The organism is Massilia sp. CT11-108 (assembly GCF_047302915.1).
GTDB lineage: Bacteria > Pseudomonadota > Gammaproteobacteria > Burkholderiales > Burkholderiaceae_D > Telluria > Telluria orientalis.
Window position 1 is genome coordinate 1 of sequence record NZ_JBKYMO010000161.1, and the last position, 11,827, is coordinate 11,827.

Here is an 11,827-nt window from a genome sequence, read left to right on the forward strand (position 1 = left end):
GGTGCGGCGCGACGGCAAGCGCTTCTGGGCGCGCCTGTCGGGCCGCACCAGTTCGTACTCGGCCATGTGCACGCGGCCCGCCTCGAAATCGCGCCGCGTCTGCTCGCGCGCGGCGATCCAGCCCGCGTCGTCGGGATACAGCTCGCGCACCGGCAGTCCCTCGATGCTGCCGCCCTGGTGGCCGAACAATTCTTCCATCTTGCGGTTGCAGTGCAAGGTCCGGCCCTTCTCGACGACGGCGATGCCCAGCACGGCGTTGTCGAGGATCGCCTGGTTTTCCAGCAGCGCGTTGCGCAGCGATTCCTCGGCCGCCTTCTGGCCGGTGCGGTCCTCGATCATCCAGATCATCGTGCCGGTGCCCAGTTCCTCGGGATTGACGGCGTAGCCGATCATGTTCACCCACATCCGCGTGCCGTCGCGGCGCACCATCGTCGTCTCGGTCTTGAACGAACCGCCCTGTCCCAGCACGCCATATGCGGTGCGGCCCATGGCGTCGAACGCGGCATCGTCGGTGTACAGCACGCGCGTCGAACGGCCCAGCACCTCGCCGGGGGCATAGCCGAACATCGAGCCGAAACAGTGGTTGTAGCGCGTGATGGTGCGGGCGCGCGTGAAGAAGATCCCGATCGTGGCATTGGTCATGATCGACTGGATCTCGGTGAGCGCCTGGCGCGCGTCCGTGACGTCTTCCACGATCCACACGGTGCCCGCCTCGCGCGCGCTCATGTCGACGGCCTTGGCGCGGATGCGGCACCAGATCGTGCTGCCGTCGCGCCGCCGCAGCGGCACCTCGCTCTTTTCGAACAGGCTGCCGGTCGTCAGCACGACGACGGCTTCGCCGATGAACGCGTCGTACTGGGCACGCGAGGCGAACACCTGCGCCGGGCTTTGGTTGATGAGTTCTTCCGGCGCATAGCCCAGCATCTCCGCCATGCGCGGATTGCACGACTTGACCAGGGCCGGCAAGGTGACGGCAATGCCGACGGGCGCATGCTCGACGACGGCCGCCTGTTCCAGCAGGCGCCCGCGCAGCGCGGCCTGGCCGTCGCCGAACGTGAGCACGTCGCCGAAGACGAAGGTGGCGCCCTCCGGGGACAGTGGCTTCGCGCGTACCTCGACGGGCCGTCCGGTGGTGCCATGTTCGATCAAACCGTCCCAGCGGCGTTCGCCGGACTGCGACAGGCGGATCTCGGCCGCCATCGCCGCCGCCGTACGCGGGCAGAACAGCGACACCAGCGGCCGCCCCACCACGTCGCCGCCGGCCAGTTCGACCAGCGCCGCGTTCGCGGCCCAGATGGTACCCTCACCGTCGCAGGCGCAGGCCGGCGCGGCAATCAATACCAATGCGTCGGCCACCAAGGCCGCTGTGCTCGTTCCCCGATCCATCCCTATGTCCAGTACGCCTGCCGACGCGGCGCCTTGTCGATTTTTAAATGGATGATAGCTGAAAATCAACGTAATTTAACGTTATGGAAAGATGAAATTCAGCGTGTGATGCGGCGCAGCAACGGTCTCAGAACGCGTCACCCGGCACGCGCACCCAACCTTCCATCAGCACGCGCGCGCTGCGGCTCATCACGGCCTTCGTGACGACCCAGTCGCCGTCCTCCTGGCGCGCCTCGGCGCCCACGCGCAAGGTGCCGGACGGATGGCCGAATCGCACCGCTTCGTGCGCCCTTCCGCCTGCGGCGAGGCTCACGAGCGTGCCCGGGATCGCGGCCGCCGTGCCGATGGCGACGGCCGCCGTGCCCATCATCGCATGGTGCAGCTTGCCCATCGACAGGGCGCGCACGAGCAGGTCGATGTCGCCCGCCCCGACCTGCTTCCCGCTCGACGCGACATAGGCCGCCGGCGGCGCGACGAAGGCGACCTTCGGCGTGTGCTGGCGGCGCGCGGCTTCCTCCACGTGCGCGATCAGGCCCATGCGCATGGCGCCGTAGGCACGGATCGTCTCGAACATGGCCAGCGCCTTCGGGTCGCCGTTGATCGCATCCTGCAGCTCCGTGCCCGTGTAGCCGATGTCGGCGGCGTTCACGAAGACGGTCGGGATGCCGGCGTTGATCAGCGTGGCCCGGAGTGTACCGACACCGGGCACCTCGAGGTCGTCGACGAGATTCCCGGTCGGGAACATCGCGCCGCCGCCCTCCCCTTCTTCGGCCGCCGGGTCCATGAATTCGAGTTGGACCTCGGCCGCCGGGAACGTGACGCCGTCGAGCTCGAAGTCGCCCGTCTCCTGCACCTGCCCGTCCGCGATGGGCACGTGGGCGACGATCGTCTTGCCGATGTTGGCCTGCCAGATGCGTACGACGACGGTCCCGTTGTCCGGGATGCGCGCGGGATCGATGAAGCCGTTGGCGATCGCGTACGGGCCGATCGCGGCCGACAGGTTGCCGCAGTTGCCGCTCCAGTCGACGAACGGCTTGTCGATCGCGACCTGGCCGAACAGGTAGTCCACGTCGTGGCCGGAACGGGTGCCCGGCGCGACGATCACGGTCTTGCTCGTGCTCGACGTGGCGCCGCCCATGCCGTCGATGTGCTTCGCGTACGGGTCGGGGCTGCCGACCACGCGCAGCAGGAATTTATCGCGCGCCTCGCCCGGGACTTGCGCCGCCTCCGGCAGGTCTTGCAGGCGGAAGAACACGCCTTTGCTGGTGCCGCCGCGCATGTAGACGGCGGGAACTTTGATTTGAGGTACGTGAGTCATATGTATTGTCCCTGACCCGTCGTCCCCGCGCAGGCGGGGACCCAAGTTCTGCATGCGCCGTCGAGACGCCTGCAAATTGGGCCCCTGCCTTCGCAGGGGCGACGGTTTTATGCTGCCACTTTGGAAGACGCGAGGAAGTCCTGCGCAAACCGCTGCAGCACCCCACCCGCCTCGTAGATCGACACTTCCTCGGCCGTATCGAGACGGCAGATCACCGGCACCTCGACCGCTTCGCCGCTGCGGCGATGGATGACCAGCGTGAGGGTCGCGCGCGGCGTGCGCTCGCCCACGACGTCGAACGTCTCCGTACCGTCGATCCCGAGGGTGAGGCGCGTGGTGCCCGGCTGGAATTCCAGCGGCAGCACGCCCATGCCGACGAGGTTCGTGCGGTGGATGCGTTCGAAGCCTTCGGCCACGATGGCTTCCACACCCGCCAGCCGCACGCCCTTGGCGGCCCAGTCGCGCGACGAGCCCTGGCCATAGTCGGCACCCGCGATCACGATCAGCGGCTGCTTGCGCTCCATGTACGTCTCGATCGCTTCCCACATGCGGGTTACGGTACCTTCCGGCTCGATGCGCGCGAGCGACCCGGCACGCGCGCTGCCGTCCGGGTTGCGCACCATCTCGTTCTTCAGCGTCGGGTTCGCGAACGTGGCGCGCTGCGCCGTCAGGTGGTCGCCGCGGTGCGTCGCGTACGAATTGAAGTCTTCTTCCGGCAGGCCCATCTTCGCGAGGTATTCGCCCGCGGCGCTGTCCGGCATGATCGCGTTCGACGGCGACAAATGGTCCGTCGTGATGTTGTCGCCCAGGACCGCCAGCGGACGCATGCCGGACAAGGTACGCGCGCCGGCGAGCGCGCCTTCCCAGTACGGCGGACGGCGGATGTAGGTGCTCATCGGGCGCCAGTCGTACAGCGGCGCCACGGCATCGTCGCCGCCTTCGCGGCGCGCGAACATGATGTCGTAGACCTTGCGGAACTGCTGCGGCTTCACCGATTGCTCGACGACGGCGTCGATCTCCGCATCGCTCGGCCAGATGTCCGCGAGGCGCACCGGATTGCCGTCGGCATCGACACCCAGCACGTCCTTCTCGATGTCGAAGCGGATCGTGCCCGCGATGGCGTACGCGACGACGAGCGCCGGCGACGCGAGGAACGCCTGCTTCGCATACGGGTGGATGCGGCCGTCGAAATTGCGGTTGCCCGACAGGACCGCGGTCGTGTACAGGTCGCGCTCGACGATCTCCCGCTGGATCGCCGGGTCCAGCGCACCGGACATGCCGTTGCAGGTGGTGCACGCGAAGGCGACCACGCCGAAGCCCAGTTTCTCCAGCTCCGGCAGCAGGCCCGCCTCTTCCAGGTACAGCGGCACGGCCTTGGAACCCGGCGCCAGCGACGTCTTCACCCACGGCTTGCGCGCGAGCCCGCGCGCGTTCGCGTTGCGCGCGATGAGACCCGCGGCCACCATGTTGCGCGGGTTGTTCGTGTTCGTGCAGCTCGTGATGGCGGCGATGATGACGGCGCCGTCCGGCATCTTGCCCGGCTCGTTCTCGACCGTGCCCGTGATGCCGTGCTGCGCCAGCTCCGACGTCGCCACGCGCTTGTGCGGGTTCGACGGACCGGCGATGTTGCGCACGACCGTCGACAAATCGAAATGGAGTGTCCGCTCGTACTGCGCATTCGCAAGCGTGTCCGCCCACAGGCCCGTTTCCTTCGCATACAGCTCGACCAGTTTCACGAGGTCGTCGTCGCGGCCGGTCAGCTTGAGGTACTTGATGGTCTGCTCGTCGATGGCGAACATCGCCGCCGTCGCGCCGTATTCCGGGGCCATGTTGGAGATCGTCGCACGGTCGCCCAGGGTGAGATTCGCGGCGCCCTCGCCATGGAACTCGAGGTAGGCCGAGACGACCTTCGACTTGCGCAGGAATTCCGTCAGCGCCAGCACGATGTCGGTCGCGGTGATTCCCGGTTGCGGCTTGCCGGTCAGCTCGACGCCGACGATATCCGGCAGGCGCATGTACGACGCGCGGCCCAGCATGACGCTCTCCGCTTCCAGGCCGCCGACGCCGATCGCGATGACGCCCAGCGCATCGACCATCGGCGTGTGCGAGTCCGTGCCGACGAGGGTGTCGGGGAATGCCACGCCATCCTTCACCTGCACGACGGGGCTCATGCGCTCCAGGTTGATCTGGTGGAGGATGCCGTTCCCCGGCGGGATCACGTCGACGTTCTCGAACGCCTTGCGGGTCCATTCGATGAAGTCGAAGCGGTCTTCGTTGCGGCGGTCCTCGATCGCGCGGTTCTTCGCGAACGCGTCCGGATCGAAGCCGCCGCATTCGACGGCGAGCGAGTGGTCGACGACGAGCTGCGTCGGCACGACCGGATTCACGAGGGCCGGATTGCCGCCCTCCTGCGCGATGGCGTCGCGCAGGCCGGCCAGGTCGACGAGCGCCGTCTGGCCGAGGATGTCGTGGCACACGACGCGCGCGGGGAACCACGGGAAATCGAGATCGCGCTTGCGCTCGATGATCTGCTTCAGCGACGGCACCAGCGCCATCGGTTCGCAGCGGCGCACGAGGTTTTCGGCCAGCACGCGCGAGGTGTACGGCAGGGTGTCCCAGGCGCCGGGCTGGATCTCCTCGACGGCGGCGCGCGCATCGAAGTAATGGAGATTGGTGCCGTGCAGGGGCTTGCGATATTGGCTGTTCATTTTGCGACTCCGTAGTCCGGGGCCCTTGCATTGTCTTCCCCGCGAAGGCGGGGATCCAATTTCAGTCCGCCGGTACGCGACGTAATTGGGTTCCCGCCTGCGCGGGAACGACGGTTTTGGGGCCGCATGTATGTTTACTTGCGCTCCGCCAGCGGCACGAAAGTCAGGTCTTCCGGACCGACATAGTTCGCGCTCGGGCGGATGATCTTGTTGTCGATGCGCTGCTCGATGATGTGCGCGGACCAGCCGGACGTGCGCGAGATGACGAACAGCGGCGTGAACATCGCGGTCGGCACGCCCATCATGTGGTACGAGACGGCCGAGAACCAGTCGAGGTTCGGGAACATCTTTTTCACTTCCCACATCACGGTTTCGAGGCGCTCGGCGATGTCGAACATCTTCATCGAGCCGGCGCTTTGCGACAGCGTGCGCGCCACTTCCTTGATCACCTTGTTGCGCGGGTCGGAGATCGTATAGACCGGGTGGCCGAAGCCGATGACGACTTCCTTGTTCGCCACGCGGTTGCGGATGTCCGCTTCCGCCTCGTCCGCGTTCTCGTAGCGCTTCTGGATGTCGAGCGCGACTTCGTTGGCGCCGCCGTGCTTCGGACCGCGCAGCGCGCCGATCGCGCCCGTGATCGCGGAATAGATGTCGGAACCGGTGCCGGCGATGACGCGGCCGGTGAACGTCGACGCGTTGAACTCGTGTTCCGCATACAGGATCAAGGAAGTGTGCATCGCCTTGACCCACTCGTCGGACGGCTTGAAGCCGTGCAGCAGGTGCAGGAAGTGGCCGCCGATCGAATCGTCATCGGTCTCCACGTCGATGCGCTTGCCGTTATGGCTGTAGTGGTACCAGTACAGCAGCATCGAGCCGAACGACGCCATCAGGCGGTCGGCGATGTCGCGCGCGCCGGCGCTGTTGTGGTCGTCCTTTTCCGGCAGCACGCAGCCCAGCACCGACGCGCCCGTGCGCATCACGTCCATCGGATGCGCGCCCGCCGGCAGCGCTTCCAGCGCGGCCTTCACGGCATGCGGCAGGCCGCGCAGCGATTTCAGTTTGGCCTTGTAGCCGCGCAGTTCGGCCTCGTTCGGCAGCTTGCCGTGCACGAGCAGGTAGGCGATTTCCTCGAATTCGCTGTTGCCCGCCACGTCCAGGATGTCGTAGCCGCGGTAGTGCAGGTCGTTGCCGGAGCGGCCCACGGAGCACAGCGCGGTATTGCCGGCAGCGACGCCGGACAGCGCGACGGATTTCTTCGGTTTGAAGGTGGGCGTATCGGTCTTCACGTCAGTCATTTCTTCGTCTCCTGTGTCGTTTTATTTTGTGCGAACAGCGCGTCGAGCTTCTGTTCGTAGCTGTGGTAATCGATGCGCTCGTACAGTTCGGCGCGGGTCTGCATGGTGTCGACGACGTTCTTCTGCGTGCCGTCGCGGCGGATGGCTTCGTAGACGTTTTCCGCGGCCTTGTTCATCGCGCGGAACGCGGACAGCGGGTACAGCACGATGTCGACGTCGGCGCCGCGCAGCTCGTCCACGCTGAACAGCGGCGTCGAACCGAATTCCGTGATGTTCGCGAGGATCGGCACCTTGACCGCCTTCTTGAATTGCGCGTACATCTCCAGGCTCGTGATGGCTTCCGGGAAGATCATGTCGGCGCCGGCCTCCACGCACGCGACCGCGCGCTCGACGGCTTTATCCAGGCCCTCGACGGCCAGCGCGTCCGTGCGCGCCATGATGACGAAGTTGTCGTCCGTGCGCGCGTCGACGGCGGCCTTCACGCGGTCGACCATCTCGCCCTGGCTGACGATCTCCTTGCCCGGACGGTGGCCGCAGCGCTTGGCGCCGACCTGGTCCTCGATGTGGCAGGCGCCCGCGCCGGCCTTGATCAGCGAGCGTACACTCCTGGCGACGTTGAAGGCGGACGCGCCGAAGCCCGTGTCGATGTCGACGAGCAGCGGCAGGTCGCACACGTCGGTGATGCGGCGCACGTCGATCAGCACGTCTTCGAGACCGGAGATGCCGAGGTCCGGCAGGCCCAGCGATCCGGCCGCGACACCGCCGCCCGACAGGTAGATCGCGCGGTAGCCGGCCCGCCTGGCCAGCAGCGCGTGGTTGGCGTTGATGGCGCCGATGACCTGCAGCGGATGTTCTTCCTGGACGGCCTGGCGGAATTTGGCGCCGGCGGATTGTTGGCTCATGTCTACCCTTTCATGATGCGATCTGTGATGGTGGCCCATGGGTTTGCAAGGACCGTGCCAACGGAGATTTCCAGGATATTCAAGGACTTGGGCACGCCGTCCCGCCAGTTCATGTTTCACGGCGTTTCAGAATGAAACATCGTTGACACGCTGGAGAAAATTGAACAGACTGCGCGCGACCCTATCCACAACGACAAGGACAACCATGTTCGAACGCTCATCCAGGCTGTGCGCCGCACTGCTGGCCGGCCTGTCCATCACCACGCTCGCCCATGGCGCCGGCCCGGACAGCCGCGCCGCCGCCGTGAAGATCATCGCCGACATGCGCCGCATCGTCACGCCGCAAGGCATCGAACAGACGCGGGCCGTACGCATCGGCGGGATCGACCAGTGGATCAGCGTGCGCGGCACGGACCGGCGCAATCCGGTGCTGCTGTTCCTGCACGGCGGCCCGGGCTATGTCGCGATGCCGACGAGCTGGTATTTCCAGCGCGGCTGGGAAGAGTATTTCACGGTCGTGCAATGGGACCAGCGCGGCGCCGGCAAGACGTATGCCGCCAACGATCCGGCGAAGGTCGCGCCCACGATGACGCGCGCGCAAATGCTGGCGGACGCCGAGGAGATGGTGGCGTTCCTGCGCAAGGAATTCGGCAAGGACCGCATCTTCGTGCTGGGCCATTCGTGGGGCTCGTCGCTGGGCATCCAGCTGGCGCAGCGCCATCCCGACTGGCTGCACGCGTACGTCGGCATCGGCCAGATCACGGACGGCATGGAGAGCGAACGCCGCGGCTGGCAGTACACGATGGATGCGGCGAAGCGCGAGGGCAACCGGCAGGCGATCCGCGAACTGGCATCGATCGCGCCGTACGCCGCGCCAGGCAAGCCGCTCGTGCTGAAGGATCTGTACCTGCAGCGCAAATGGCTCGCCCGCTACGGCGGTGCCGTGTACGGCCGGACCGGGTCCGACGCCGAATCCGCAGCCGCGAAGCTGGCGCCGGAATACACGGATGCGGACCTGAAGACCATGTGGGACGGCACGGAATTCTCGTCGAGCCGCATGCTGACGGACGTGCTCACGCAGGACTTCAGCGTCTACACGAAGTTCGACTGCCCCATCGTCATCTTCAACGGCCGGCACGACTACAACGTATCGGCATCGGCCACGGCGGAATGGTTCGACAAGGTGAAGGCGCCGGCCAAGCAGCTCGTGTGGTTCGAGGACTCGGCGCACGAGATCTTCAACGAGGAGCCGGGCAAGACGCTGGTCTCGCTCGTGAAGTATGCGCGGCCGTTCGCAGAGAAGGCCGGCGACGTGGCGCCGTAAACGCAACAACCCGCACGCGGGCGCGTGCGGGTTGCATGGATCCGGTTTCGATCAGTGTGCCGATGCGGTGGAGGCGCCGATACCGGTTTCCGAACGCACTTCCTGCGCTTCGAAACCAGCTTTGTCGATGGCGGCACGCTGGCTCTTGTCGGTGACCGAGAACAGCCACACGCCGACGAAGCCGACGGTCATCGAGAACAGCGCCGGCGACGTGTACGGGAAGATCTCGTGCGTATTGTGGAAGACGTCGACCCACACGGACTTCGACAGCAGCGTCAGGATGACGGCGGTTGCCAGGCCCAGGAAGCCGCCCACGGTCGCGCCGCGGGTGGTGCACTTGCTCCACAGGACGGACATGAACAGCACCGGGAAGTTGGCCGAGGCCGCGATCGCGAAGGCCAGCGAGACCATGAAGGCCACGTTGATCTTCTCGAACACGATACCCAGCAGCACGGCGGCAATGCCCAGGAAGACCGTCGTGATCCGCGACACGCGCAGTTCGCTGCCCGGGGCCGGCTGGCCCTTCTTGACCACGGTGGCGTACAGGTCGTGCGACACGGCCGAGGCGCCGGACAGCGTCAGGCCGGCCACGACGGCCAGGATCGTTGCGAACGCGACGGCCGAGATGAAGCCGAGGAACACGTCGCCGCCAACGGCGTTGGCAAGGTGCACGGCCGCCATGTTGTTACCGCCCAGCAGCTTGCCGGCAGCGTCCTTGAACGCCGGGTTCGTACCGACCAGCACGATCGCGCCGAAGCCGATGATGAAGGTCAGGATGTAGAAGTAGCCGATCCAGGTGGTTGCCCACAGCACCGATTTACGTGCCTCCTTGGCGCTCGGAACGGTGAAGAAACGCATCAGGATGTGCGGCAGGCCGGCCGTACCGAACATCAGCGCCATGCCGAACGAGATGCCGGAGATCGGATCCTTGATGAAGCCGCCCGGGCCCATGATCGCATCCTTCTTGCTGTGCACTTCGACGGCCTTGGCGAACAGCGCTTCCGGGCTGAAGTTGTACAGGGCCAGCACGGAGAACGCCATGAACGTGGCGCCGCCCAGCAGCATCACGGCCTTGATGATCTGCACCCAGGTCGTCGCGGTCATGCCGCCGAACAGCACGTAAACCATCATCAGCGCGCCCACGATCACGACGGCGATCCAGTAATCCAGGCCGAACAGCAGCTTGATCAGCTGGCCGGCACCGACCATCTGCGCGATCAGGTAGAACAGCACGGTGACGAGCGTGCCCGAGGCCGCGAACATGCGGACCGGCTTCTGCGCGAAGCGGTAGGCGGCCACGTCGGCGAACGTGAAGCGGCCCAGGTTGCGCAGGCGCTCGGCCATCAGGAACGTGATGACGGGCCAGCCGACGAGGAAGCCGATCGCATAGATCAGGCCGTCGAAGCCGTTCGCGAACACGGCGGCGGAAATGCCGAGGAACGATGCGGCCGACATGTAGTCGCCGGCGATCGCCAGGCCGTTCTGGAAGCCGGTGATGCCGCCGCCGGCCGTGTAGAAGTCGGATGCGGAACGGGTGCGCTTGGCGGCCCACTTCGTGATGAACAGGGTGAAGATCACGAACCCGACGAACATGATGATCGCGGTCCAGTTGGTGGGCTGTTTCTGTGCCTGGCCCAGGTCGGGCGCGGCGATGACGGCGCCGGTGGCGGCCAGCAGCGCCGCGGCGGCGGCGCTCTTCATGAGGGTCGTGTTCTTCATGCGCGCACCTTTTCCTTGCCCGAAGCGGCGTTACGCTGGATGGCGTCGGTCAGCGCGTCGAATTCGCTGTTGGCGCGGCGCACGTAGATGCCGGTGACCGCGACGGTGAACAGGATCACGAACAGACCCAGCGGCACGCCCCAGGACATGACGCCGGCGCCGATCTTCGAGGCCATGAACTCCTTGTCGAACGCGTTCAGCAGCGTGAAGCCGTAATACACGATCATCACGGCCCAGGTCAGCAACCAGCCGTAGCTGGAGCGCGATTTGACGAGCTTTTGGTAATTCGGGTCTGCTTTGACCCGCTGGACGATGTCATCTTCCACTTTTGTCTCCAATCTTCTAGTAATGCGCCGCTCAGGTTGACGGGCTGGTATCGATCCTAAGTGGGCCGCCTTACCCGATTCTTACGGCTCGCCGAAATGTTTGCGCCCAACTGTTTCAACATGAAACCGCATTGAAACATGCGTTGCACATTCATGTACACTTGCAACATGAGTTACCCGACCCATCCCGCGCCCGCGCCGGACCAGGGGCCCGGCAAGCCCGTCATCTGGACGGTCTCCGTGTCGCGCCTGTCCGACCTGTTCCGCCACATCACGCCCGAATATGACCACCTGGCCCAGATCGAACCGCTGCACCTGGGCTTCGACGAGGCCGCGCGCCACATCCGCGAACGCATGGCGACGGAACACTGCGACGTCGTCATCGCGGCCGGCTCCAATGCCGCCTACCTGAAAGGACGCGTGTCGGTGCCGGTCGTCGTCGCGACGGCGAGCGGCTTCGACGTCATGCAGGCCCTCGCGCGCGCGCGGCGCATGTCGGCGCGCATCGGCCTCGTCCACTACCAGCGTCCCGTGGCGGAGCTGGCCGAGTTCGCGGCCACGTTCGGCCTCGCCGTCGAACAGCGCACGTACGTCACGGAGGACGACGCGCGCGCCAGCATCGCCGAGCTGAAGTCGGCCGGGGTCGAGGTGATCGTGGGCGCCGGCCTGATCACCGACCTGGCCGAGGAAGCGGGCCTCAAGACGGTGTTCGTGTACTCGCTGGAATCGATCCGGCGCGCGTTCGACGACGCCCTCGAGATGGCGCGCCTGACCCGTCTCGCCCTGGATCAGCACCGTCGCCGGCGAGCGCGCGTACAGCACGACGGTCTGGCGCAGCCGTTCCATCGC

General features: G+C 66.1%; 9 protein-coding genes. 2 read left to right on the plus strand and 7 right to left on the minus strand.

The features are described 5' to 3' along the window. The 5 genes from ACEN88_RS14645 to prpB form a co-directional block, all read right to left on the minus strand. Positions 1-1,356: PAS domain-containing protein (locus ACEN88_RS14645; RefSeq protein ID WP_413340658.1), on the minus strand; the 1,356-nt coding region annotated here is incomplete at its 3' end. A 157-nt stretch (positions 1,357-1,513) separates the two neighbouring features. Next, positions 1,514-2,704 (minus strand): 2-methylaconitate cis-trans isomerase PrpF, encoded by a 1,191-nt coding sequence (prpF, locus tag ACEN88_RS14650; RefSeq protein WP_413340660.1) that lies wholly within the window; start codon positions 2,702-2,704, stop codon positions 1,514-1,516. A 107-nt stretch (positions 2,705-2,811) separates the two neighbouring features. Beyond that, positions 2,812-5,412: a Fe/S-dependent 2-methylisocitrate dehydratase AcnD gene (gene acnD, locus ACEN88_RS14655; protein WP_413340662.1), complete on the minus strand. Its 2,601-nt coding sequence runs from the start codon at positions 5,410-5,412 to the stop codon at positions 2,812-2,814. Between the two features lie 134 nt (positions 5,413-5,546). Further along, complete coding sequence (gene prpC, locus ACEN88_RS14660; RefSeq protein ID WP_413340664.1) at positions 5,547-6,707, minus strand: 2-methylcitrate synthase; 1,161 nt, start codon at positions 6,705-6,707, stop codon at positions 5,547-5,549. Further along, a complete protein-coding gene (gene prpB / locus ACEN88_RS14665) occupies positions 6,704-7,609 on the minus strand; it encodes a methylisocitrate lyase (protein WP_413340666.1) in 906 nt (301 codons plus the stop codon). Before prpB ends, prpC begins: the two co-directional genes overlap by 4 nt. 205 nt (positions 7,610-7,814) lie before the next feature. On the opposite strand from prpB, the gene ACEN88_RS14670 reads away from it, so the two are divergent. Continuing rightward, positions 7,815-8,933, plus strand: coding sequence for an alpha/beta fold hydrolase (locus ACEN88_RS14670; RefSeq protein ID WP_413340667.1), 1,119 nt, complete (start codon positions 7,815-7,817; stop codon positions 8,931-8,933). A 51-nt stretch (positions 8,934-8,984) separates the two neighbouring features. On the opposite strand, the gene ACEN88_RS14675 is transcribed toward ACEN88_RS14670, so the two are convergent. Both ACEN88_RS14675 and ACEN88_RS14680 read right to left on the minus strand, forming a co-directional pair. Further along, positions 8,985-10,652 carry a cation acetate symporter gene (locus ACEN88_RS14675; protein ID WP_413340669.1) on the minus strand — a complete coding sequence of 556 codons (1,668 nt, stop codon included), beginning with the start codon at positions 10,650-10,652 and terminating at the stop codon, positions 8,985-8,987. Continuing rightward, the gene (locus ACEN88_RS14680; protein ID WP_413340671.1) at positions 10,649-10,978 is read right to left on the minus strand and encodes a DUF485 domain-containing protein; all 330 of its coding nucleotides are present in this window, start codon (positions 10,976-10,978) and stop codon (positions 10,649-10,651) included. Before ACEN88_RS14680 ends, ACEN88_RS14675 begins: the two co-directional genes overlap by 4 nt. Positions 10,979-11,146: 168 nt before the next feature. Here ACEN88_RS14680 and ACEN88_RS14685 point away from each other — a divergent pair. Beyond that, positions 11,147-11,827, plus strand: a 681-nt coding sequence (locus ACEN88_RS14685) for a PrpR N-terminal domain-containing protein (RefSeq protein WP_413340673.1), incomplete at its 3' end; no start/stop codon positions are given.

Bases quoted from the DNA above. Each gene is read 5' to 3' on its own strand.
- prpF (WP_413340660.1), bottom strand. From the start codon at position 2,704: ATGACTCACGTACCTCAAATCAAAGTTCCCGCCGTCTACATGCGCGGC.
- acnD (WP_413340662.1), bottom strand. From the start codon at position 5,412: ATGAACAGCCAATATCGCAAGCCCCTGCACGGCACCAATCTCCATTAC.
- prpC (WP_413340664.1), bottom strand. From the start codon at position 6,707: ATGACTGACGTGAAGACCGATACGCCCACCTTCAAACCGAAGAAATCC.
- prpB (WP_413340666.1), bottom strand. From the start codon at position 7,609: ATGAGCCAACAATCCGCCGGCGCCAAATTCCGCCAGGCCGTCCAGGAA.
- ACEN88_RS14670 (WP_413340667.1), top strand. From the start codon at position 7,815: ATGTTCGAACGCTCATCCAGGCTGTGCGCCGCACTGCTGGCCGGCCTG.
- ACEN88_RS14675 (WP_413340669.1), bottom strand. From the start codon at position 10,652: ATGAAGAACACGACCCTCATGAAGAGCGCCGCCGCCGCGGCGCTGCTG.